Origin of the sequence: Pseudodesulfovibrio nedwellii (assembly GCF_027923765.1) — a bacterium.
Taxonomy (GTDB): Bacteria; Desulfobacterota; Desulfovibrionia; order Desulfovibrionales; family Desulfovibrionaceae; genus Pseudodesulfovibrio; species Pseudodesulfovibrio nedwellii.
This window is the reverse complement of the sequence record NZ_AP026709.1, coordinates 3,525,080-3,549,717: the sequence shown is the minus strand read 5'-3', so window position 1 is coordinate 3,549,717 and position 24,638 is coordinate 3,525,080. Positions and strand designations below refer to the sequence as shown.

At 50.9% G+C, this 24,638-nt stretch carries 15 protein-coding genes and 2 pseudogenes; 14 read left to right on the top strand and 3 right to left on the bottom strand.

Annotated elements, in window-relative coordinates:
- The first annotated feature begins 146 nt into the window (after nt 1–146).
- From rpmH to SYK_RS16510, 7 genes are all read left to right on the top strand, one after another.
- Complete coding sequence (gene rpmH, locus SYK_RS16540) at nt 147–281, top strand: 50S ribosomal protein L34 (protein WP_097012604.1); 135 nt, start codon at nt 147–149, stop codon at nt 279–281.
- Nucleotides 269–640, top strand: coding sequence for a ribonuclease P protein component (gene rnpA / locus SYK_RS16535; protein ID WP_353618308.1), 372 nt, complete (start codon nt 269–271; stop codon nt 638–640). The genes rpmH and rnpA overlap by 13 nt, the downstream gene beginning before the upstream one ends.
- A gap of 7 nt (nt 641–647) precedes the next feature.
- Entirely contained in the window at nt 648–926 is a 279-nt protein-coding gene (gene yidD, locus SYK_RS16530) for a membrane protein insertion efficiency factor YidD (protein WP_353618242.1), read from the top strand.
- A complete protein-coding gene (gene yidC, locus SYK_RS16525) occupies nt 899–2,551 on the top strand; it encodes a membrane protein insertase YidC (protein ID WP_281761371.1) in 1,653 nt (550 codons plus the stop codon). The genes yidD and yidC overlap by 28 nt, the downstream gene beginning before the upstream one ends.
- Nucleotides 2,552–2,596: 45 nt before the next feature.
- Entirely contained in the window at nt 2,597–3,634 is a 1,038-nt protein-coding gene (locus tag SYK_RS16520; RefSeq protein WP_281761370.1) for a Jag family protein, read from the top strand.
- A 100-nt stretch (nt 3,635–3,734) separates the two neighbouring features.
- On the top strand, nt 3,735–5,126 hold the full coding sequence (mnmE, locus tag SYK_RS16515; protein ID WP_281761369.1) for a tRNA uridine-5-carboxymethylaminomethyl(34) synthesis GTPase MnmE: 1,392 nt from the start codon (nt 3,735–3,737) through the stop codon (nt 5,124–5,126).
- Between the two features lie 2 nt (nt 5,127–5,128).
- Entirely contained in the window at nt 5,129–5,398 is a 270-nt protein-coding gene (locus SYK_RS16510) for a hypothetical protein (protein ID WP_281761368.1), read from the top strand.
- A gap of 54 nt (nt 5,399–5,452) precedes the next feature.
- Here SYK_RS16510 and nhaA read toward each other — a convergent pair whose 3' ends face one another.
- Entirely contained in the window at nt 5,453–6,826 is a 1,374-nt protein-coding gene (gene nhaA / locus SYK_RS16505; protein WP_281761367.1) for a Na+/H+ antiporter NhaA, read from the bottom strand.
- A gap of 167 nt (nt 6,827–6,993) precedes the next feature.
- On the opposite strand from nhaA, the gene SYK_RS16500 reads away from it, so the two are divergent.
- The 5 genes and pseudogenes from SYK_RS16500 (at nt 6,994) to SYK_RS16480 (ending at nt 10,058) form a co-directional block, all read left to right on the top strand.
- Nucleotides 6,994–7,443, top strand: coding sequence for a pyridoxamine 5'-phosphate oxidase family protein (locus SYK_RS16500; RefSeq protein WP_281761366.1), 450 nt, complete (start codon nt 6,994–6,996; stop codon nt 7,441–7,443).
- Between the two features lie 3 nt (nt 7,444–7,446).
- Nucleotides 7,447–8,025, top strand: a complete 579-nt coding sequence (locus tag SYK_RS16495; RefSeq protein WP_281761365.1) for a GDSL-type esterase/lipase family protein — start codon at nt 7,447–7,449, stop codon at nt 8,023–8,025.
- A gap of 5 nt (nt 8,026–8,030) precedes the next feature.
- Nucleotides 8,031–9,068, top strand: coding sequence for a threonine aldolase family protein (locus SYK_RS16490; protein ID WP_281761364.1), 1,038 nt, complete (start codon nt 8,031–8,033; stop codon nt 9,066–9,068).
- A pseudogene (locus SYK_RS16485) lies at nt 9,068–9,427 on the top strand (LOG family protein); the annotation flags it as partial. The gene SYK_RS16490 and the pseudogene SYK_RS16485, both read left to right, overlap by 1 nt.
- Nucleotides 9,428–9,869: 442 nt before the next feature.
- Nucleotides 9,870–10,058, top strand: a complete 189-nt coding sequence (locus tag SYK_RS16480) for a hypothetical protein (protein ID WP_281761363.1) — start codon at nt 9,870–9,872, stop codon at nt 10,056–10,058.
- 280 nt (nt 10,059–10,338) lie between these two features.
- Here the strand turns inward: SYK_RS16480 and SYK_RS16475 are convergent, their stop codons facing one another.
- Nucleotides 10,339–11,070 (bottom strand): hypothetical protein, encoded by a 732-nt coding sequence (locus SYK_RS16475; protein WP_281761362.1) that lies wholly within the window; start codon nt 11,068–11,070, stop codon nt 10,339–10,341.
- Nucleotides 11,071–11,182: 112 nt separating this feature from the next.
- A complete protein-coding gene (locus SYK_RS16470) occupies nt 11,183–22,102 on the bottom strand; it encodes a cadherin-like domain-containing protein (RefSeq protein WP_281761361.1) in 10,920 nt (3,639 codons plus the stop codon).
- 709 nt (nt 22,103–22,811) lie between these two features.
- Here SYK_RS16470 and SYK_RS16465 point away from each other — a divergent pair.
- Both SYK_RS16465 and SYK_RS16460 read left to right on the top strand, forming a co-directional pair.
- Nucleotides 22,812–23,096 (top strand): transposase, encoded by a 285-nt coding sequence (locus SYK_RS16465; RefSeq protein ID WP_281761360.1) that lies wholly within the window; start codon nt 22,812–22,814, stop codon nt 23,094–23,096.
- Between the two features lie 266 nt (nt 23,097–23,362).
- Nucleotides 23,363–24,491 (top strand): annotated as a pseudogene (locus SYK_RS16460) (IS3 family transposase).
- Nucleotides 24,492–24,638 lie beyond the last annotated feature (147 nt).

Here is a 24,638-nt window from a genome sequence, read left to right as displayed (position 1 = left end):
AAACCTGTAGCAGAATTCCCGGTCAGTCGAAAGCGGTGGCCGGTACATGGATCAAAATTTGATCTTGACTGCCACCCGAGCAGCGGTTATATGCTTCCGTTCAACACGACTTTCAGCAATTTTTCACTCTTTAGGAGAATATAGATATGAAACGTACTTACCAGCCCAGCAAATGCCGTCGTAAAAGAACCCACGGTTTCCTGGTGCGCTCCCGCACCAAAAACGGTCGCGCCGTTCTTCGTCGCCGCCGCGCCAAAGGGCGTAAGAGATTAGCCGTCTAGCTTGGAACAAGGAGCGCCGACTGCTCAAAAGCCCTGAATTCACAGTTTGTTATGAACAGGGCAAGAAGCAATATACAAAAAGCTTCATCCTGTTCATTCTCAAACGAGGTGAGCCTCATGGCGGTCTTCGCCTCGGGCTCACCGTCAGTAAAAAGATGGGGCATGCAGTAGCGCGAAACCGTATTAAGAGGGTGGTGCGCGAGTATTTCAGACTGCATCAATTTGATTTTGAATTGCCTCTGGATATTGTCGTAGTTCCCAAGCGGAACCTTGAGGCCAAGCAGCTGACACTCGCTCTCACCATAGAAGAGTTCACCCCCATTTTTGAACGTTTACGTACGAAAATGGTGGCCTCATAGAGAGGAAATGATGCGCTCAATATTTCTAGCGCTCATTTGGTTATACCAAAAGCTCATCTCCCCCTTGCTGCCACAGGCATGCAGGTTCTATCCGACGTGCTCAGAGTACGCCCAAGAAGCTGTTACTCTGCACGGCGCATTTAAAGGGGGTCTTCTCACGCTTTGGCGTCTCCTTCGTTGCCAACCTTTTTGCAGCGGGGGCTTTGACCCCGTCCCGGCCGTTTGGCCAGATTTCAAAACCAAAGCGAGAATCATCCCATGGAGAAGAAGGAGCAAATCCGTTTAGTGATTGCCCTGGTCCTGAGTTTTATCGTCATCTTCGGCTGGCAGTATTTCACCGGACCCTCAGCAGAAGAACAGGCCACTATGGCCCAAAAGGCCGCCGAGGCCGAACAGAAAACAGCTTCGCTGACCCAGCAGGCTGAACCTGCCGCCACCGAGGCTGCACCTGCCACAGATTTCATCCCCACCACCGGAACCAAGGTTACGGTGGATACTCCGCTTTACACCGCCGTTTTCAATTCTCAGGGTGGTATCGTCGAACAATTCATTCTCAAAAACTATAAAGATACTATTGAACCGGATTCTCCGAATGTCGATCTCATCGGACGCAAGGCTTTTGCCAAAGGTCCTCTCGGTCTGATCCTGACCAAAAACGACAAAGAGTATCATACATGGAAACGCGGCGAGTGGTCCTTCTCTGGGAATGATGTGACAATCGGCGCCACCGACGAAGCCAAGACGCTGACCTTTACCGGCCAGTCCGGCGGTTTCCGTATCGAACGCATACTGACATTCTACCCAGATACCTATCTCATTGAAGAATCTACCACGATTACCAATCTGACAGCTACCGGTGTCGAAGGTTCTCTCTCCTACACAGCAGCGGCCAAATCCATGTCCGCCGAGGATGATCGTTACAATCCGACCAAAGTGGCTTACCTGACCAAGGATGGCCGCGAAGAACTGGATGACCGCGACGACCTCAAAGAAAAAGGCCTGTCCGCTCCTGGCGACCTCAAATGGGGTGCCATTGAATCCAACTACTTCCTGTTTGCAGTCCTGCCCGGCTCTGAGAACACCTCCCTGTCCGCAGGCGTTCAGGATGACGTCTTCCGTATGGCTGTCACTGACAAGGCCACTTTCATGCCCAACGTGGCCAAGACACTGAAAGCGTCCTATTTCATCGGCTCCACCGACCGCGAAATGCTCGCCAAGATGCCTAATGAACTTGCCGATGCCGTCAACTTCGGTTGGTTCGATGTTCTGGCAAAACCGCTTCTCATCGGTCTGAACTTCTTCTACGGCTACATCGGTAACTACGGTGTTGCCATCATCATTCTGACTATTATCATCAAGCTGATCTTCTGGCCTCTGTCCCAGAAGAGTTACGGTTCCATGGAGCAGATGAAGAAACTGCAACCCATGGTCCAAAAGCTCCGCGAAAAATACGGCGACGACAAGCAGCGTCTCAACCAGGAAACCATGGCCCTGTATAAAACGTACAAGGTTAATCCAATGGGTGGTTGTCTGCCCATGGTCGTACAAATCCCGGTTTTCTTCGGTCTGTACAAGGCTCTGCTCGGCGCAGTCGAACTCAGGCACGCACCCTTTATCGCGCATGTGCCTTTTACCGACCTGCCATGGTTAGCTGACCTGTCCGCCAAGGACCCGTATTACATCACACCCATTATCATGGGTGCGTCCATGTTCCTGCAGCAGAAGATGACACCCAGTGCCGGTGACCCGACTCAGCAAAAAATCATGCTGTTCATGCCGCTCATCTTCACCTTCATGTTCCTGCAGTTCCCTTCAGGTCTGGTTGTTTACTGGTTGTTCAACAACCTCCTGTCCATCGGACAGCAGCTTATGATCGCCCGATCCACCAAGAAGGCAACTCTGGACGCTTAACATCGCCTCCGGGGGCTTTTTCCCCGGCTGAGAAGGATACACACAATGAGTGACTTTAAAGAATTCCAGGGCAAGGATCTGGACGACGCCATAGAGTCTGCTTGCGATTACTTTAATCTCAAGCGGGAACGGCTGGAAATCGAAATCCTGGCTGGCGGTTCCAGCGGCATCTTCGGCATCATGGGTGTCAAGAAAGCCAAGGTACATGCCCGCCCTCGCGCTCAGGTTAATGCCACAGACATTCTCAACACCGAAGAGAAGCCGGCCAAACCCACACGCGAAACAAAGCCTAACGTTGCGCCCAAACCTAAGGCACAACCCAAGGCGAAACCCAAGCCAAAACCAAAGCCTGTTGTAGAAACATCTGAGGAACCGAACGGCAACCTCATTGTAGAAGAAGTCTACAACGACATTAACGGAAACGTGGTTCCTTCCGAGGAAGCTCCTCGGCCTGCACGCAAACCTCGCGAACGCAAGCCCAAACAGGCTTCCCCCCGTGAAGACAGACCTCAACGTGACCGCAGGCCTCGTGAACGCAAACCTCGTGAACCTCGTGAGCAACGCGAAGAACGTCCGCGCGCCAATATGGCCGACTTCGATCCAACAGTGCTCGAAGCCGCTGTCATGGAAGTCATGGTCAAGCTACTCGACCCCATTGTCGGCGAAACGACCATCCAGGTCACCATTGAATCCGACCGGGTCAAAGTCTTCATTGACGACGATGAAAATTCCGGTCTGATCATCGGTCGCGAGGGACAAACCCTCTCTTCCATCCAGTATCTGGTCAATCGCCTCGTCTCTCGCAAAATGGAAGCCTCTGTCCGCATTCAGGTGGACACAGGTGACTACCGCGAACGTCAGGACGACAAACTCCGTCAGATTGCATGTCATCTGGCAGAAAAAGCTGGCAACCTGGGTCGCACCCAGTCCACCAAGCCCTTGTCTTCCTATCATCGCCGAGTGGTCCATCTCGCGCTTCAGGAAAACGAGACTGTCTTCACCCGCTCCAAGGGTGACGGTCCCATGAAACGCGTCCTGATCGTACCGAAGAGCCGCAAGAACGGAAGCCGCGCACGCGACTAAAGATCTTGGGTTACGAAGATACAACGAACTCAAAAGGGCCGCTTTTAAAAGCGGCCCTTTTCTCTTTTGCCTTTCGCAAAAAAGGCCTATAACCACCCTCATGCTTGATCCACGACTCGCCAACGACACCATTGCCGCTATTGCCACCCCCCCCGGAGACGGCGGTGTGGGCATCATCCGTATCAGTGGCAGCCAATGCCGAAGCGTTGCCAATGCGCTATTCCGAGCCGCAAACCAACGCTTCACGGATTTTATCCCCTATCACCTTCATTATGGTCACTTGCTTGATGCAAACGGTAATGAACTGGATGACGTCTTATGTGCATTCATGCCCGGACCCAATTCATACACAGGTGAAGACATCGTAGAAATCAACTGTCATGGAGGTCGGGCCGTCCTATCCGCCGTGCTGGATGAGATCCTACACAAAGGTGTCCGCCTTGCTGAACGCGGCGAGTTTACCTACCGCGCCTTCATGAACGGACGCATGGACCTCTCTCAGGCAGAAGCTGTGGCAGAAATGATCCACGCGCCTACCAAAGCAGCCATGCATTTGGCTCAAGTCAAACTCTCCGGCCTGCTTGGTCAAAAAATTACCGACCTCCGGGCTCGACTGGAATATTTGCGTGCTCAACTTTGCATAGCCGTGGACTTTCCTGACGACGAAATCGAATGTCTTTCCCCTGAAGAACTGATCGAGACCTCAGCGTCTGTACGCACTGAAATCGACGAACTTCTTTCTGCCGTAGACCGCACCAAAGCATGGCGCGAAGGAGCATTGGTCGTCTTGGCTGGTCGAGTCAATGCGGGCAAATCAAGTCTGATGAACGCTCTGCTCGGCCGCAATCGCGCTATCGTCACGGACCAACCCGGCACAACTCGAGACTACCTTGAAGAATCCATCAACCTTAATGGGTTGAATATCCGATTGGCTGATACCGCCGGCATCCGACAAACGGACGATGCCATCGAAGCCGCTGGATTGGAAAAAGGCCGCGAGCTGATGGATCAGGCTGACCTCGTTCTGTTGCTAGCCGACGGAACAGCGCCGCTGACCGATGAAACCATGTCCACTGCAGCCACTCTTGACCCACAAAAAACGGTGTTGGTGCTCAACAAATCTGATCTGGACGGCTTTGACACAAGCAACGCCGCACAAATGGCTGCCCATGACCTTGAAATGCTTGCCATTTCTGCCAAGAAGGGGACGGATATCGACACGCTCTGCGCACGTATCCGCGACCGCATTCTTCAAGGCGCAGGTCAACCCGACCCCGACGAGCTCGCCCCCAATGCACGGCAGGCCGCCGTACTTGGCGAAGCAGCCCTTGAATTATCCGAACTTGAACAGGATACAGCGGCTGGTATCCCCTACGACCTTTTGAGTGTCCGACTTGAAACCGCCTGCAACACATTGTCCGGCATCACGGGTGAAATCGCATCCAACGATGTCCTGAACTCCATTTTCGACGCATTCTGCATAGGAAAATAATCATGATCGACGACAAAGATATCATCGACGTTCAACACGTCACCTGTGGTCTGGTGCCACTCATGCAAACACATCTCTGCGGCACTGATCCCGAAGTAGAAACCGTACGATTCAAAGTGCGCCAAGGGATTGAAACCGAACTCTGGAACTCATTCGGCACGGGCAGTGAATGGCTTCTTAACGATATCACCAAAGATCTATTCTTTGATGTCTACACCTTCGTCCGTGTAGAACTGTCTGATCTCGACCCGCTCGGGCTGATGGATTTCTAAACAAAAACCCCGGCACATTTTCGTGTACCGGGGTTACTGCTTTTTTTTCCGATCTTATTCAGGAATCTTTTCCGCTGTCGTCTCTCCGGCTCCAGAAGCATCCGGTGCCATGTACTTCAAAACGACATAGCCAGCCACTCCTGAGACTAACGAAGCGAACAGAATGGCGATCTTGGAAAGTTCTACCAGTCGCGCTGCATCCGCAAAGGCAAGGTTGGCGATAAAAATAGACATGGTGAATCCGACACCAGCCAGACAGGCCGCTCCCCACAAGTGAACAAGCGTCGTCCGATCTGGAAATTTAGCCCAGCCCAGTTTATTGACCACCCAGCAGGCACCGGTCACACCAATTTGCTTGCCCAAGACAAGCCCAAAGAAAATACCAAGTGACACCGGAGTGAGCAATTCACTCAGGACGTCTGCCTCCAGCGCAACCCCTGCGTTGGCCAATGCAAAAATCGGCATAATAAAAAAGGATACCCATGGATGCAAGGCGTGCTCGATGTTCTGCAATGGCGTTGTCGCGGCCTCGTATGCATGCTCCAGAGAATGTAAGGCTATCTGCTGTTCCTTATTGGTCAGCACGGTCTTACCCGGCGTAATCGCCAACTCAAAGACTTCAGCAGCATGTCGCAGTTCCTCTACAAATGTGGAACAATTCATCCGTGTCCCCGCAGGGATTGTCATGGCCGCCAGCACGCCCGCAATGGTCGCGTGGATACCGGACAAAAGAAAGGCAAACCAGACGATTACCCCAAGCACCAAGTACGGAATGGAATGCCGAATTCCCCACCGCAAATTAAGAATAGCCATAAGGCCAAGCACCGCCAAACCGACTGATAATGCTGTCAGGTTCAACGATGTTGTATAAAAAATGGCGATAACAAGAATGGCTCCGATATCATCCACAATGGCAACGGCGGTAAGGAAAATTTTGACACCCAACGGCACGCGGTTGCCCAGAAGAGACATGATGCCGAGCGCAAAAGCGATATCCGTGGCCATGGGAATACCCCAACCAGCCGCGGATTCCTGTCCTGCATTCATCGAAACAAAGATAAGTGCGGGAACGGCCATACCACCTATGGCTGCCGCCACAGGCATGATCGTCTGACTCGGGGTGGACAACCCGCCAACCAGAAGCTCTCGTTTGATTTCCAGACCGACCAGAAAAAAGAAAATAGCCATCAACCCGTCATTGATCCACAGTATGGCCGCTTTGGAAAGCACCCAACTGCCGAATCCCACGGTAATTTTGGTCTGCCATAAGGCGTGATAACTTTCGGCCCACGGCGAATTGGCCCAGACCAATGCCGCTATCGTACAAATCATCAAGGCGATGCCACCCGCTGCTTCCATTTTGAAAAAGCTGTCAAAGGAATTCAGCAGATAGTGAATAGGTAATTGATTATCTCTGGATCGGCTCATGGGTATCTCCCGGTTATAACAGCGGCATTATAACAATATTTCCACACAGAGCAATCATTGTTTACCCGACAGTCTCAGCCTGTTTTTTCTGCACTACAAAGGTTGTTTTCCAGCTTCGAGTGATTCATAAAACGTGTGGCTCGAAACACACTCAACGGAGAATCCTCATGCGCAAAGGGTACACTGAAAACGAAACCGCTATCGCAAATATTCTGACCGAAGCCAATATTCTCTGGCTTGCCCTGACCGATAATGACGCGCCGTACTGCGTTCCCGTCAACTTTGCGGTGGAAGGAAACGTCATCTACATCCATTCCGGCAAACGTGGCCGCAAGGCTGCCTGCCTGAACACTGGTGCGACGGTGGCCTTCTCAACAGCCGTAGACGTTCGCATGCGTCAAGGTGGCGACAACGCCTGTGATCAGGGCTATCTTTTCCGTTCCGTCATGGGCCACGGCACTCCCCGACTCGTTGACGACGACGAGAAAATGCACGGTCTGGATTTGCTGACGGTCAAGCATCTCGGCAAACAACTTCCCTATAAGGAAGCAGCCCTTCCTGCCACGGTTGTCTACGCCATTGATGTCGAAAACATATCCGCACGGATCAAGGAATAACTTATGATCGTCTTTTTTTTCGGCGACTCTCTCACGTTGGGCTATGGCGATGAGACGGGCCTTGGCTGGCCCGGACGCATCACCGCCTCGCTCGCAAAAAACGGGAAGGACATCACTGGCTACAACCTCGGTGTGCGCAAAGATACAACCATCCGGCTGCAAGATCGCTGGCTGAGTGAGGCGGCCCCCCGCACCATAGATGGCATGGAGAGCCGATTCGTCTTCAGCTTCGGCGTGGCCGACATCATGAACGATGTTCCACTTCAGGAATCGTTGAAGGCCGCCCGAAACATCCTGAGCACGGCGCAAGCAAAAGGCGATGTCCTGTTTATCGGCCCGCCCCCTGTCTCGGATACTCACAAGAACACACGCGTCAAGTCTTTGGCCGTCGAAATAGCCCGACTCTGCGACGAGCTTGCTATCCCGGCCATCTCGACCTTTGACAGCATGGAAAGTTCCGCAGTATACGAGCAGGCCTTGAGCGACGGTGACACCGTGCATCCAACGGCTGCCGGATACATCGCCCTTGCCGATTCAATTTTGAAACACAAAGCGGCCCGAACCTTTTTCGGGCTGGAGTAATCATCATGAGTGCATTGAAATCATTTGCCAGCGATAATAATTCCGGCGCACATCCGGCCATCATGGAAGCCATGATCAAAGCCAACGAAGGCTTTCTGAAATCCTACGGTGACGATGAAATATCCATCCATACCGATGAAGTGTTCAAGGAATATTTCGGTTCTCAGGCAAGTATTCATTACGTGACTACCGGCACCGCTGCCAACGTCCTTGGCCTGCGCACAGTGACACAGACCTACAACTCGGTTTTGTGTGCGGCACAAGCGCATATCAACAACGACGAATGTGGCGCTCCCGAAGCTTTCGGCGGCATCAAGCTCGTTCCCATTCCGTCCGAAGACGGCAAGCTCACCCCCGGTGCCATTGCCCCGTATCTCGGCCATGTTGGATTCGTCCACGCCTCGCAGCCAAAGGTTATTTCGATCACCCAGCCCACAGAATTGGGCAAGCTCTACACATTAAAAGAGATCGAAGACCTCGTGGAATTCGCCCATGACCGCGACCTGCTGTTGCACATGGACGGGGCACGTATCGCCAATGCCTGCGCCGCACTGGATTGTTCATTCTTCGACATGACCACGGCTCTTGATGTTGATTTCATCTCGTTCGGCGGCACCAAGAACGGCTGTCTCATGGGCGAGGCCGTCATCTTCCTCAAGCCAAACATTGGCGAAGGATTTAAGTATCTCCGCAAGCAGGCCATGCAGCTCGTCTCGAAGATGCGCTTTGTGTCCGCCCAGCTGGAACGATATCTGGCCGATGATCTGTGGTTGGAGAACGCCCGCCACGCCAACGCCATGGCAAAAAGACTGGCTGAAAAAGCCGGTGCCATTGATGGCGTCACGATCAAGGGCAGCGTGGACTGCAACGCCATGTTTGCCTCCATCCCGCCTGAGGCAACTGAAATTCTTCATGAAAAATATTACTTTTATGTCTGGGACGAACACGACCACACTGTCCGCTGGATGACCTCATGGGCCACTACCGAAGCAATGGTTGACGAATTCGTGGCTGACATCGAAAAGGCTATCAAGGCAATTTAATGAAAAGAATCTGCGTCTATCTCGGCTCCAACCCCGGAACAAATCCGGCTTATGGCGAATGTGCCGAGACGCTGGCCAAGGAACTGGCCAACCGAGGCCTCGGCCTTGTCTATGGCGGGTCCAGCACCGGACTCATGGGCCGTCTCGCCAATACCTGTCTGGAAGCTGGCGGCGAAGTCATCGGCGTCATCCCCAAACTGTTGGTAGAAAAGGAAGTGGCCCACACCGGCCTGACCGAAAGCCACGTGGTTACTTCCATGCACGAACGCAAACAGAAGATGGCCGATCTTTCCGACGGTTTCATCGCCCTGCCCGGCGGACTCGGCACGCTCGAAGAATTCTTCGAAGCCCTGACATGGAATCATTGACCCAGCCTTATACCCGTTGTAATTATTCATCTTTTTCGACAAATTTTGCCGCCTAGGCACATAAAAGCACACCCTGATATACAGTCCGTATACCAGGGTGAAATTGCTTTATTTCAGGCGTTTACTTATGGTTTTCTAATTTGTTATGCTGGAAGCAGTTTTCCAAAACCCGTATGATGTCAGACGGTTAACTCGGGTGCCGTGCTGACTCTAAATCTGGATGGCGTGTGGAGAGAGTATGCTCAGTTACATAGGATCAAATTGTTGGTTCCAACATGCTGAGAATATTGACTACTTGTGTGTGAATATCATTTGAACACTTGCTTGAATTGACAGAGTGCTATAAATTTCGCGTACTAAATTCTGAAGGCTCGACAAGGCAGCCTTTGATCAAGATGTTTGCCACATTTGAACACCGAGAAAATCAGTTAAAATGAACACTACCCAGCTCTATAAAAAACTTGAGAAGCTTGTTGATCCCGTTTCCGAAGATGACTTCATTTTTGATCTGCTGAAAGCCTATAAGATTCCGAAGGCGCAGATTACTCAGTTGAAGAATGGGACCGATAATCGGTCCAATGTTGAGGGGGGGTGGCCTCAGAAAATTGGACCACTTGTTTAGGTAATGGGATGGGAAAGTATACACAAAGGATTTCTGACGCAAAAGGTAAAACCCTTACTTTCCATTATTCAAAAGAAGATTGAGGCAGACAGTGTGGTTTACTCAGACTGCTCGTACAGATACAATGTCCTTGATATTTCAGAATTCCAACCAAACATTTTTTTCTCTGTTTTTAAAAAAATGTGACTGGCATTTTAATAACAGTAATCCCCGAAGGCAATTTAAATTGCTGAAACAGTGGGTTAGAAAATATATGGGCTAATTGTCTGGTACAGCCTCTTTAGGTTTTATCAGGGGAATCGATGATGGCCTGAATCATGGAGTTCACAGCATCCTGATCACCGGCCATATCCATATGGCTGGTAGGCATGTCGAACTGAGATACACCCAGAAGCTTGACCACGATGTCATCGTGCAAGGCATCGATCTGACCGATAATAACCTCTGTAAAATCGTGTTCATGATCGACCAGAACATCCTTGATGTACATGCCAAGCGGCAATTCCAGGACATCACTTCCAAAATGGAAATCGGAAACCACAATCTTGTCTTCGCCGTTTTCCAGCACCGAGGGGTCAATGAAAAACCCGTCGGAATCATCATCAACTCCAGCAACGGTGTGGGCCACGAACAAAAAGTCATCCGAAAACATCTGCCCGGGCTCGTCGTCGGAGGTGATGAGGGCATATCCGCCTTCTTCCGGCACGATCAGAAACGTCCCCTCGCTTCCGGCGGGATTAAAATTCGCCCTGTCGAACAGCACGTCGACCAGTGTATCGTTATTGGCCAACACCCAGTTGCCGCCATCCTTGAGGAAATGTAAATCAGCGTTCAGGTCAAGGCCCATGTCATCCACGTTCTCCACAAGGAAGAACCGGATGTCGGAATGGTTTGAAAACATGGAGACCAAACGGCCAAGCATGGCCGAATCCCGACAGTTTGCCAAGACGATATCAGGCTCGGATGGGATGCCATCTTTCAACACAAACGTCCCCAACATATTGATATTCATAGAAATATCACCGTTTATATTTCATCTTCTCCAGTTACAGGAGAAATAAAGATTCGCAAAAAGAATGTCCCGAACCCAGCCACACAGGCCGGGTCCGGGATTATTATTTGGTTTAGAACTGGTCGGGCGAATCGATGATCTGCTGAATCAATGAGTTCACATCATCATTACTCATGTCAACATCTACAGTACCGATGCCGGTATTGGTGGTCAGTACGCCCTGAAGGACGATCTCAACCGCTGCTCCATCGTTATCCATGGTAAGGACGAGATCATTGTTCTGGCTGCCATCAGAGTTAATCTGCACATTCGTGCTGGCACCAAGATCAAGCACATCACCGGCCATAACGTCGAAGTCAGTCACTTCAAGCGTACCGCCGCTGGACGGAATCCAAGTCGGGTCGACATGAATCGTATCCGCGCCCTCGCCGAGAGTGACGGTATCCGTACCGGAGCTGACATAGATATGATCATTGCCGCCGTCGCCGAACAGCATGTCGTTACCATGTCCGCCAACCAGATCATCATCACCAGCACCACCGCTGAGGTAGTCGTTATCGGCTCCACCGTTGAGGAAGTCGTCGCCACTTTCGCCGTACAGGAAGTCGTCACCGTTTCCACCGGAGATAGAATGGCTTCCAGCATCGTCAACGATGACGTTATCGGCGTTAATGTCAACTTCAGCAGGAGTGACATTGTAATGTACCGGAATCGTCAGGGTTGCGATATCAGTTGCGCCGAAACCATCGGTCACCTCGTAGGTGAATGTCTCCAAACCGGGAAGGTCACCGGCATGTTCTTCATAGATATCGGTATCAGGCGTATAGGTCCAACTGCCGTCAGCACCCATGGCCAATGTACCCCACTGGCCGTGAAGAGAGCCGTCGCCATCAATGTCACCAACAAGTTCCACGCTATTCGCAGCGTCACCTGCATCCGGGTCATACATATTGCCGAACAGGTTACCGGAGGCTCCTGAGACTTGACTGCTCACTTCCTGATGCGAACCGACTGCTTCTTGACCTGCTTCGGTCATCTTAATGGACTTCAGCGTAAACCCATCACCATTACCAGGATCAACATGGATAGACTTGATAAGCACCAAGTCATCACCAGGCTGTGCCTGAACACCGGACACGATATACTTGCCATTAGTTCCATTAACCGGATCAACCGATATGGTAGTACGATTATCATTTTGGTCGTATACGATAAAGTGGAGGGTTTCACCGGAAGCTACATCACCAAATTGAAGTTCAACCTCAATCGGCATATCCTTATTCTTTCCACCAAAGTTGATGACCATGATTTCATATGCTTCCTGGGATTGCCAAGACGAGAAAGGAGCTCTAGTCCATTCTACACCCTGACCAACTTGACCGTTGTCGTCTTCATACCCATAATAATCAAACAGCGCCCCCTTATGATTTTCTGCGGACTGGATGCCAACCTTCACTATGGAAGCATCTCTATCAAGACTATTGTCTGCTTCGAAGGTAACGCCCTTATTAGCGGCATTGGCAGCCCAACTATTACCAGCAAAGGCAAGGGAGACTTCATCGCCACTGGCAGTCCAACCGAAGTCCGTCACTGTCTCCGAGACCTCATTAACCATTGCGCCATGGCCCAGGGCATTGGTTGCCACGGGCGCGTCATTGGCTCCATTGATCTGGAAAGTGATCTCTGCGGCTCCCGTTCCGGCCAAGCCTTCAAAGTCCTTAATCGTATAAGAGAAGGTCTCGAATACCGGGGCATCTCCTTCACCCAAGGCATTGGCTGCCGGCTGATTCGGGTTGTAGTCAAAATCACCATCGACATTGATGGTCAATGTACCGTACTTGCCGACAATAACCGCACCCAGGGCGTCGCCAACGACGTCGGGAGTGATGTCCGAATCAAGGTCCGCTGTTTCCGTTACACTCGTATCGGGATCAGTGTAGGAGATGGTCATGACGCTCATGTCATCGCCGTCAGGATCAGTGTCGTTGGTAAGCACGTTGCCCTCGGCTATAATTGCCGAACTTTCAACATTGTTGAGGAGATCGACAAGCAATCCATTCAGATCACTGGAGCTTGAGAGCATGGTAGCACTATGATCCCCATCAATGAGGTTCATATTAGCTGTAAACTCGGCAGGCATCTCAACACTGATGGCGGTCACAGTCGCGTCCGGATGATCAGTGTGAAGAGCAGTAGCCAACGGCATCCAAGAATCACCACCAAGCTCAGGCGTAGGTTCACCATCAGACATGAAGATCATCTGTGCCGGGCCTTCATGTGCGCCCAACCAAGCATCGGCCTCTGTTAAAGCCTCGACATAATTGGTGCCATTGTCTACCCGAGGATCAATGCCATCCCACGCCTGCAGGGTAGCCACAAAACCGCGAGCAGCAAGGTATCCGGTAGTGTCATCACCCTTCAATTCGAATGTATCAACTACGGTATCAGTATCGAAATCAATGATGCCAACATTTGTTGACTCACCGGCCTCAAGACTGTTTTGCAAGGTTTCCAGCATTTCATAAAGGGCGTTCTGCGTATTGACCATACGACTTCCGGCCATAGAAGCTGAGGTGTCCACAACCAAAAGGTAATTACTCGGATTACTCTCGACACCAACACCAGCTTCGGTAGCCGTATACGTGCCTTCGCTGGTCACACCGTCACCATTCACACCGGGGTCATCCGTAGGTGTCGGAGCTGCGTTGCCGTCGATCACGTTCAGGCTCACAGTGGCGCGATTGGAGGAGGTCAGGTCGCCGTCGTTCACATCGTAGGTGAAGTATGCCGGTCCATCGTAACCTTCCGTCGGAGTGAACACCAACTGATCGCCAGTAGCATTCAGCGCGACGGTACCGACAACGTCACCAGAGCCATCCGCATTTTTGTGGGCAACGGAATCGTAACTGTTAATAAACAACTGGTCATTTTCAGGATCAGTGTCATTACCCGTAACGTTAATGGTAATGCTTCCGTCTTCAGCAACTGAGAGTGGGGATGCAACAGAGCCGTCATCAACAGCGGTCGGACCGTCGTTGAAGCCATTCACATGAATCGTCGCAACGGCCTCGTTGCTCGGTGCGCCGACCGGGTTGCTGGCGTCGTCCCACACCTGCACGTTGACAGCGCGGTCACCGGATGCCAGGGCGTCATTATCATTAGAGAAGGTCATGGATTCGATCAGGTCCTCGGCTTCCGCCGGGGTCCAATGCCCATTAAGGGTGACCGTACCCGTGCTCGAATCAACAACATTTCCATCCAAGGTCAAAACGTCACCCGTCTGATGTGTCATGGAAACCGTGATCTGCGAGATGAAGTCGGAATCCACATCCGAGATATCCACGGCACCTGTAACGTTCATGGCGGGATCGCCTTCGTAGTAAGTTCCCTCACTATTGTAAGTGGAAGGATCGCCGGGATTTTCCTGAGCCACGACGTCGTCGTAATCGTCGTCATCGCCGTCAATATTCAGGCCGAACTGGTCGCCATTCATCAACTGGTCGTCAAGTTCGACGCTGTTGTCAGGATTGTGATGGCCATTCGGATCGCCGAAGGTCGCTTCTTCACCCGCCGGATTCAGGTCGGGATTATCGAAACGAGCGTCGAACTGGGTCACGGTTGTTCCGTCAGTAAACTGGATCGCCCACTGTTCGGTAGCGGTATCCCAAACGAACTCGGGTGTACCAGTAGGAGTATCTCCGTATTCAACGTTGACGAGGAAGTAGTGGAGTTCTGCGCCATCGCCGTACGTGGTGAGGATATCACCTTCGGCGTAAGCTTGTTCACCAGCCTGGCTGGGATCAGAATCGTTCACGTTTTCCATGATGATTTCCGGGTTCACCGGCTTGCCGTTAACCAACTGGTAGAAACCGAGCATATTGTTGTACCCGGCTCCCTCTTCCACGAAGTTCACAGTACCGGCGGACAGGTCCAAAACCGGGGCATCGTTGGTGCCGGTCACTGTAATCTCGATGAATGAATCACCGGTCGCACCCTGATCGTCCGTAGCGGTATAACCCACCTTGAAGTGCAGGGAATCGTCCGTGGGACTCAAGTAATCGTATGCATCAGCGTTGAAGCTCCAGGAGCCATCTCCGTTAAATGTCAAGCCTTCGGGAGCATCTTCGAAGTTGCTGTTCAATGCGAACGTCAGGTCCGTACCTGCGGGCAGGTCGACATCAGTCGCCGTTACCTGGCTGTATTCTGTCGTGTCTTCGACAACAGTCAGGGAATCAGACTCGGCCACAGGGGCATCGTTCACCGGAGTGACCGTGACTTTGAGGTCAGCCAGAGACGTATCCGATCCATCGGACAACGTATACTCGAAGGTCTCGACCGGAGGATCCTGATGAACTCCCAACGAATTGTCGTCGGCAATATATTCGTAATCTCCATTGGCCCAGAATCTCATGGTGCCATGATCAACATCGGGAATTTCGGTGGGACCATTCTCCGCGATAGCGGTCAGCACACCGTTGTACTTCACAGCGGTAATAAAGAGAGAATCCGTCGGATTGTCGACGTCGTAATCCGTACCAGCTGTACCGGCATCGTCAATAACGTTACCCATGGGGGCTGTACCTGTGCTTATTGCGTGACCCGACTCATTGGGTTCATGCACTGCGTCAGCATTGTCCAATGCAACCGGAGCATCATTGACGGGTTCCACGTTGATAACGGACTTGGCCGAAGCTGTTCCGCCATGCTCATCGTACACCGTAATGGTGAACTCTCTGTTGCCGTCCAGCGGATCCTGATCTGCCGGGTTGCCAAAGGTCATACCGTCCAGAGCATCCTGATACTCAGCCATGGATGCGCCGGAAGGACCGGTGATGGTCCAGGTAATCATACCAGTGGTGATATCAGTGACCGACGAAGCGGACCAGCCTGGATCCAGATTCAGGTTGAAAGCGGTGAGGTCTTCAGGCTCACTCGGAGTAAAGGACACAGTTGCCTTGGCAATGGATGCACCATCGTCGACGTCCATGATCACAGAACCGCCGGTGATGGAAACAGCCGAATGATTTTCTGTGTACGTATCGGCATAATTGACGCCGTCGCCGTCGCCATTCAGGTCGAAGGTCGGAACATCATTGGTACCGATCACGGTCACGGTCACGGTTGCGGGGTCGGAGTACAATTCGCCATCATAGGCCTTGTAGGTCAGGGTGATGGTGTCGGTTGCATCCTTGGCCAGGTGGTTGAAGTCAGGATGATCCTGATCAAACTCAACCAAGCCGTCCGCGTTCATCTTCACCGCAGGATGACTGCTGCTGATGAACTGATAGGAATCAATGGCGTCGCCATCGTCGGGATCGTAATCCTTGGCAATAAAGTCGTCACCGGGAGCCGAGTTGACATCACCGACATTACCAATTCCGATCCATGCGTCGACGTTGGTTTCCGTTGCGTCAAGGTAATCATCAATGGCTATCGGAGCCTCATTCACATCGCCGACATGAACGGTAACAACGACATCCTGCCCTGCTTCATGATCGTCGTGCGGGGTAACCGTGACGTAGAACTCACTATAGGTCTCGTGATCGAAGCCCTCTGCGCCGCCATGAGCGACCAGGGTGTTTCCGACCATCGAGAACATGCCCTCAGTGAGATCGATATCAACAATGCTACCGTCGTCAGCCAGGGCCTGGACCTTGTCCACGGTGTAGGTAGCGGGATCGTCATTGACGTCAACGTCAGTGGAACCGAACTGAGCGACAAAGGTGTCGCCGGTCACGTTCTCGACAACCGAGAACATGGGGACTTCGCCTTCACCGTAGGAGGCCACGGATACGTTGTCGATGCCGAAGGCTTCAACACCTTCCCAGAAACTGGATTCGGTGTTGGCACTGAGGTCCACTGTCAGTTCACCGTCCGCAGGAGGCGTCATGCTCACGGAAATATGGTGAATAAACGCACCTGCAGGACCGTCCGGCGAAAAAATGCTCAGGGTTGCGTCAGTGGCGGGATCCTTCACCGTAAAGTTTTCGTGATCCAAGCCGGTCGGGATAATGCCAAACCATTCGAAAGCGGAAAGCGGAATTTCGAAATGAGCGTCACCGACGTTAACGGTGAAATTATCGCTATCCAAGAATTCGCCACCCCACAAACCGTGTTCGAACATGTCGAATTCCACAGTCACCGTATCGGCATCAGGGTCAACATAGAAGGTCTTTGCCGTGTGCTCATTATCACTGAACATGCCGAGGAAACGATTTTCAAGGACGTTCGTAATATTGCTCAGGTCGACGTTGAAGATGTCGTCCACACCGTGCAAGAGGTCATTAAGTGCATCAACCAACACATTGTCGACCGGTGCGCTGGTCCTAGCGATATCCCAGCCGCCTGCGCCGGACTCGAAAGTCTCGACCGGGGCGGTGATGCTGTTGATAACCGGGGCATCGTTGGAGCCTTCCACGGTCACTGTGATCGTCTGGTTGGCTGTATCATCATAGGAATAGACGGTGAACGTCTGCTCGAAAGACTCGCCTTGGCCCATGGACTGGACCTCACTAAGCGTATTGTCGATCTCGTAGTTCCAGGTACCGTCCGGATTGATGGAGAAGGTGCCGCCTTCACTGGTCTGCACGGAGAATTCCATGCTGCCGTCGGCCTGCTCAACAAAAGAGCCTTCGTAAACAGAGCCGTCGTGCTCAATCTTTGCCGCCAGGGTCGACTCGTCGATAACCGGGGTCTGACTGTGGCCGGGGTCATTCTGGCCCAAGGTATGATCGTCCGGGTCGGTCACTTCGAGCTTGCCGCCCACGGACAGCATTGTAGCGGCCGGAGTCACTTCGTAATTCCCAAACTGATCAAGGGCATTCTCGGTTGTTCCGGTGTCTTCGCCGGTGCTTCCAGAGAAGTCATCCATAACAGTTGCATCGCCATCATCAAAAGAACCGGAAACGTTGGGGTCAACGGCATCGTCGGCCCACTCGGCTTCCTGTACGGAGGCGATCGCGACACCGTCGTCGTTGACTTCGCCTTCTTCCACTTCAATGGTGGCCTGATCGTTGCTGCCGTTCACCTTGAAGGTAACAGTAGCGGTATCAAAGGCCGGATTGTTGTAATCGTTGCCGTCGCCACCAGCGGCCTCAGCGTCACCGTCCGAGATTTGGTAGGTAAAAGTCTCGGTAGCATAATGACCGTCTGCCAGCCTGTTGGCTGCATCAGTGTCGGCCACATAGGTAAAGTTACCCAATGCGTCGATATACAAAGTGCCGTAAATACCCTGAACTTCGAATCCGCCAGCGGGATCGAGGTCGACAGTACCATCCGGGGCATCGATGGGCGGGAACTCGTTGTCGAAGTTACCTGCGGCAAGACCGGTTACACGCAAATCGTGCAGGTCATTGGCGTTGTTATTGGGATCGTCAGTGCTATCGTTTTCATCGACATACCCGTCAACATCGAAGTCATTGGTCAACAGGTTGCCCATGAATACGTTGTCAGCGATATCAAACTCCGTATGGGGGAGAAACGGAAGTCCGAGTTCGGCCAGAATGCCGTTGACGAAACCTTCAAGGTCTTCAAGAAGTTCCAGGAGGAAACAACCGCCGTCGGTGATCACGTCGCTCAGTTCGGTGACAGCGTAAATACCGTCATCAATTGCGGTGGGTGCATCGTTGGCAGCCACGATGTTCAAGGTGAAGGTATCGGTTGCGACACCCGTCTCGCCATGATGAACGCCATCGATATCCAAACCAGGCTCAATACCATCCTGATTATCTTCAACCATGATTTCGAACTCACGCGGAGAAGTATCCGGGGTGTGATCGGAACCATCGATTTCAAAGGTGACCATCTTAAGAGCCTGCCTATACTGATTAAAGCCGGGATTCTTCCCGTCTGCGGCTTCCATGGTCACAGTATTGGCATCATTATCAATGGTAATAAGAAGTCCCTTGTAGGAATACTGGGTCACAGCGTCGGTCGGGTCAGCGTCAAATAGTGCGTTGGCCCTGGCATGTGATATATCAAACCCAATGATATCATTGGACATGTCGATCGGATTCTGGGGATCATCAAGCTCTGTCAGGGTAACGGTCAGTTCCTTGCCGCTATTGTCCACATCATTCAGTCTCAGGTCGTGAGTGCCGAGGACATGAGTAGCGCCAGTGCCGTCACCATGGACGCCCGCTTCAATGAATTCACCATCATGATGATCTTTGCCGGTGACCTTGATGACAGGATCATCGTTGTTGCCGTAGATGGTGATATCCAACTGGGCTTCGTTGCTCTCCACGCCGTCGTTGTATTCATTGCGAACGGTGTAGAAGAACGTATCGGTCAACGGATCATCGTCGGTGTTCAGCCTTTGAACGGCACGATTTCCATTATTCAATTCGTAGGAGTAGTTACCATCCTCGTGGATGATCAGCGTACCGAAATTGCCCTGGATGGTAACAGGATCAACAACGCCGTCGCCATCGATATCGTTGCCATAGACGTTGAAGGACTCATTAATTTCAAAGCCATCTGCACTTCTACCTTCGTACCCACCGTCACCTTCGCCAAAGTCAGGATCAGTCTCGACAGGACGCTTGGTGTAGACCTTGGATACGAATATCTCGGTATCGTCGACATCGGTGTCCTTGGCGCTTTCAACCAGCACGCCATCGTCCATTCCCATGATCACGTTGCCGGACACGGTACCGGCCTGGTCAACTTCTCCGTCCAGACCAAAAAGGTTCGCGCCGAATTCGATGATAGAATTCGCGTCGTCATAAGCCACAGGTGCGTCGTTGGCGCCGTTCACCGTGAAAGTGAGGTTGGCATAGCTCAACGCGCCGGAGTCATCCATGATGGCGTAGGTAAAAGAATCCTCACCGGAATTGTTGTAATTCAGCTTGTCGAGGTCAGTATTCTCATCCGGGCTGTGCAGGATATAATCGTAAGAGCCATCGGCACGAATGGTCAGTTCGCCATAGTGGCCCTGAACGGTGAAGGAAGCGCCATCGGCGATGCCATCGCCATCGACATCATCTGTATTCGGAACATTGCGACCATTTGCCTCCACGGTGGGCAGGGCGAAATCGGTCTGATCATTGATGTCGCCGGAAAGATGTGCAGAGTAGACACCCATGACGAAAAGCGCGTCAGCCGCGTCATCGACATCGGTATCGTTGGTCAGCACGTTGCCGTGTGCGTCCACCTGGGTGGTGTAGTTGTGAGAAGAAACTTCACTCCCGACCACGCTCCAGGCGAAAACGCCGTCATGACCGATGTTGGAAACGGCTTCCGCATTGAGGAATTCACTGCCGGACAATGGCAGGTCGTAATTCACGCCGTCGCCAGCGGACCAACCGCCCTTTGCACTGTTATAAGCCCATTCCATGTCGGCATAACGAATTTCGAAATCGAAATCACCGTCGTCATGGACGTGCAGGACAATCTGCATGGAATTGTCCGATCCAGAATAGTCATTCCAAGCTCTTACATCTTCCCAAGTAATCGAGACGGTGCCGGATGCCTCGTCAATATCAAGATAAAGGCCACCACCGTTATCAAGAACAATATCATTAAATTGTGCGGCAATGAACGGCGGCATATTCGTAAGCTCGGAATCACCACTCCAGGAAAAATCGCCGCTCCCTTCACCAAAAGTGATGTAACCGTTACTGCCAACATAAAAGCCGGAGTAATTCTGGTTGCCGAAATCAAACCCGCCTTCGAACACGCTGGAGAGATCGACATATTCAAATTCGTCATCCGCGCCAGGCAGAATCTGATCACCGTAAGATGTACCGTCAAGTTTGATCAGATTATTGCCAGAGACAATGCCGACATCCTCACCAGTGGTCACATCAACGTCGACTTCTCCGGTATCGCCCGCACCAGGATAACCGTCAGGATACTGATAACCTGTGGAATCACCCTGCTCAATGGCCTGAACATTGGTATCGGCGACCGCGAAAGGGGCGTCGTTAGAACCAAAAACGTTGATGGTCAACTGCGCAACGTTACTTTCGGCACCGACGGGATCCTGAATGGTGTAATTAAAAACTTCGTGCTCGATCTGGCCCTCTTCGAGCTTGTCTGCCAGACCCTGGTCCAATTCATAAGAATAAGAGCCGTCAGGATGGATTGTCAGCTCGCCGTACATACCTTTGATGACCTGCCCTTCATTCGGAATCCCGACGGGATCGGGATTATTTCCGTCAGAATCAGGACCAATAAGGTCGATGGAATTCATTCGCAGAGTGTCGATGCTATGTTCGACGTTCGGGTCCCAATCGTTCTCGATGACGTTACCTTCAACGGGATTCACCTCAGGAACGACAACACCGGGGTAATCGATAAAGAAGCCATTCTGAAAATCTGATCCGCCGTCGTAGTCAGTGAGCCGGGGCTCAAGGTAGCCATCATCATGAGTTTCATCGAGAGGGTTGCTACCAAGTTCGAAGAAACGACCACCAGGCACAAAGCCTTCAGGCGACTCTACGAAAGTTTCACCATCGTATACATATACAATACCATTTTGAATGATAGCGAAATGTTGAGTGGGATCGAAGTCAGGATCACCCTGTTCAATAATATCATTAAAATCGTCAATAGCGACAGGATTCTCGTTACCCCTAATACCAACTGCTGCGGAAAAGAGATGGGCGCCAAAAACATCTTCCTGGCCACCCAGAGAATCAATGCTATCACCCAACTTGCCGGGATCGTCGCTGTACTCGCCCGCGCCAGAACCATTGGCTGCACCATCGGCTGCGGTTTCAAGCTCGGTCTCACCAGGCTGTTCAGCTCCTTCAAATGCGAACAAATAAAAATCACCGGTAACCTCTTCACCATCCGCCATTACGAAAGAAGGCAGAGACTCAGCAGCCGCGAGCTTTTCATAGTTTTCGAAAATAACTGTCCCGCCACCTTCAATGGCGATTTCCAGATTACCATTATTACCGGTAAATACGGCTTCGGAAATGTCGAATTCGAATTTGATCGGGGTATCAGCATTCAATTGATACCCCTTAGTCTGTCCTGCGCCAGGAAGAGAAACGATCAGCATTGGGGTCTTGGGGCCAGCCATGGTATCCTCCGTGTTAAATAAAAAATGGCATTGAAAACGCTATTGATTAATTCAGCATATTTTATACATATATCTCTTTTTTTGGTCAATGCCACAAAAAAGTAATAATTCGACCCTTTAGGGTGTGGAGAGAACTGATCGTCATTTCAAATCCATGTAAAACATCAACAAGAGCTTATGATTCTATTTTGGGTATTTATCTGAAGTTGGTTTATATTTCCACAGCTATCTGTTGAAAAATATTTTCCCATCCGCATGTTTTCCACCAATTACATACAAGCCGAACCTCAATATAACCACCTTAAATAGCGGATTTTATTTAGCCCAAATGTCTGCTTGAGCATAATTAAAATAAAATGACGTCAAATTTAATGGAAAAGGACACCACATAAAATAGAGCTAAACACGATAGCTACGACTTTCAAGCCATGGGACACGTTGACGCAAAACAACTTAAACGACTTTACCACAAAGACAACAGATTGGAATATTGACAAAAAGATATCCACCACACAGAGGTAAGTTTGGAGTCACCAGATACCCGTCTTTTCCCAAAACACTAAATCCACTAAACTTTTACTGAGGAAAAGCACAGAAACTCACAAAGCACCTACCATAACACCAAACTGTCGTATAAAGATTCGGAACAATCATGAATTAAAAACAAATGGAAAAAGGTGGACATATAGTAGCCGAAGGAGGCTCGATCATGTCCAAGAGAAGACGTTTTTCTGCAGAGTTCAAAGCCCGTGTCGCACTTGATGCATTATCCGGTGAACACACGATTTCAGAACTGGCCAGCAATCATGGCGTTCATCCCAACCAAATTTCCACGTGGAAGAAACAAGCTAAGGAAGGGATCGTCGAATCCTTTTCCGGCAAGACCAAGAATACCCCACAAAACAACGAAGCGCAGATCAAAGATCTCCATGCAAAGATCGGCCAGTTGATTGTGGAAAAAGATTTTTTGCAACAAGCTTTCGCCAAAAGATGAGCTACGGTCAACAAGCGCGAGGTCGTCGACAACGGGTATCCAAATCTCAGTATTCGACGACAATGCAAAGTTCTGCAATTACAAAGATCGACATATTATTATAAGCCCGTCGGCGAGTCTCCACTCAATCTGAAATTGATGCGGAAAATCGGTGAGCTGTTCATGGAATTGCCGTTTTTTTGATCCCGACAGGTGTGTAAAGGCTCTGTATAGTAGGTCCATTGCAAAGTAGAGACTTCTGCCCAAACTAGGAGCAGGAATTTCATATGCGCAAGTCAAAATTCAGTGAGTATCAGATTGTCAAGATCCTGAAGTCTGTGGAAGGCGAAAGAGCCATCGTCGACGTACGCCGTGAACACGGCGTGAGCAGTGCCACTTTCTACAAGTGGAAGTCGAAATATGGCGGCATGAAAACATCCGGCATTCAGCGGATGAAGGACCTTGAAGCTGAGAATCGTAAGCGTAAACAAATGTTCGCCGACCTCAGCCTTGAAAATATAATGCTCAAGGATGTCATTGAAAAAAAACTTTGAGGCCAGTCCAGCGAAAGAAGATCGTGACACACGCTATTTGCGAACACAAGTTGAGCATACGCAAAGCGTGTGCAGCATTGGGCGTCAGTCGTAGCTTGTATGCCTACAAGCCACATCCCCGCGATGACAGCGAAGTAATCACCGCAATGACTGAACTAGCCGCAAAAAAGTCCACCAGATGCTTTAGCAAACTGTTCTCCGCGCTTCGAAGACAAGGTAAGCCATGGCATTACAAAAGGGTTTGGAGAGTGTATTGCCTTTTGAAAATGAATTTGAAGCGTAAGGCAAAGAAACGGCTGCCTCAAAGGGCTAGGAAGGCCTTGGCCCAGCCTTTGTCTCCCAATTCTTGTTGGTCGATCGACTTCATGCGCGATACTCTTTACAACGGACGAACCTATAGAACTTTCATGCTATTGATGACTATAACCGCGAGGTGCTGGCTGTGGAAGTTGATACGAATCTACCTGCAGGCCGTGTGATTAGGGTTCTCGATAGGATATCAGAAGAACAAGGCTGTTACCCGGAAAATCTCAGAATGGATAATGGACCTAAGTGTATCAGCAATGTCATGGAAGAGTGGGCAAAACTACATAGCGTTGAGCTGCAATTTATTCAACCTGGAAAGCCAACGCTAAATTCATATATCGAATGCTTCAACCGCACACACCGAGAAGAAGTGTTTGATTTTTATATTTTTAATAGCTTGAGTGAGGTTCGAAAATCTACAGAAGAATTTATCCGGGAATACAATGAGGAGCGTCTTCATGAATCCATGAGAAATCTGACGTCGCTAGAATTTGCCATCCATGCCGGGCAATTGCCCGGCATGGATGAACCTCAAAAGAGCCGAAAACTCGCATAGTGCTGGGCCCTAAAACGGGGAGACCTTCAACTGAGCGGAAGTCTCTACTCCTAGGTGGACCGAAGAATGGGGACTTTACACGGTCAGCAATGAACAATAAACGTTTGTCATACATAGTTTTTTCCATCTATAAGTATAGAAAATACG

What these genes read in the sequence shown, in the direction of transcription:
- SYK_RS16465 (WP_281761360.1), top strand. Translation starts at nt 22,812, where the DNA reads ATGTCCAAGAGAAGACGTTTTTCTGCAGAGTTCAAAGCCCGTGTCGCA.
- SYK_RS16470 (WP_281761361.1), bottom strand. Translation starts at nt 22,102, where the DNA reads ATGGCTGGCCCCAAGACCCCAATGCTGATCGTTTCTCTTCCTGGCGCA.
- mnmE (WP_281761369.1), top strand. Translation starts at nt 3,735, where the DNA reads ATGCTTGATCCACGACTCGCCAACGACACCATTGCCGCTATTGCCACC.
- yidD (WP_353618242.1), top strand. Translation starts at nt 648, where the DNA reads ATGATGCGCTCAATATTTCTAGCGCTCATTTGGTTATACCAAAAGCTC.
- SYK_RS16500 (WP_281761366.1), top strand. Translation starts at nt 6,994, where the DNA reads ATGCGCAAAGGGTACACTGAAAACGAAACCGCTATCGCAAATATTCTG.
- rpmH (WP_097012604.1), top strand. Translation starts at nt 147, where the DNA reads ATGAAACGTACTTACCAGCCCAGCAAATGCCGTCGTAAAAGAACCCAC.
- SYK_RS16520 (WP_281761370.1), top strand. Translation starts at nt 2,597, where the DNA reads ATGAGTGACTTTAAAGAATTCCAGGGCAAGGATCTGGACGACGCCATA.
- SYK_RS16480 (WP_281761363.1), top strand. Translation starts at nt 9,870, where the DNA reads ATGAACACTACCCAGCTCTATAAAAAACTTGAGAAGCTTGTTGATCCC.
- yidC (WP_281761371.1), top strand. Translation starts at nt 899, where the DNA reads ATGGAGAAGAAGGAGCAAATCCGTTTAGTGATTGCCCTGGTCCTGAGT.
- SYK_RS16475 (WP_281761362.1), bottom strand. Translation starts at nt 11,070, where the DNA reads ATGAATATCAATATGTTGGGGACGTTTGTGTTGAAAGATGGCATCCCA.
- nhaA (WP_281761367.1), bottom strand. Translation starts at nt 6,826, where the DNA reads ATGAGCCGATCCAGAGATAATCAATTACCTATTCACTATCTGCTGAAT.
- SYK_RS16490 (WP_281761364.1), top strand. Translation starts at nt 8,031, where the DNA reads ATGAGTGCATTGAAATCATTTGCCAGCGATAATAATTCCGGCGCACAT.
- SYK_RS16495 (WP_281761365.1), top strand. Translation starts at nt 7,447, where the DNA reads ATGATCGTCTTTTTTTTCGGCGACTCTCTCACGTTGGGCTATGGCGAT.
- SYK_RS16510 (WP_281761368.1), top strand. Translation starts at nt 5,129, where the DNA reads ATGATCGACGACAAAGATATCATCGACGTTCAACACGTCACCTGTGGT.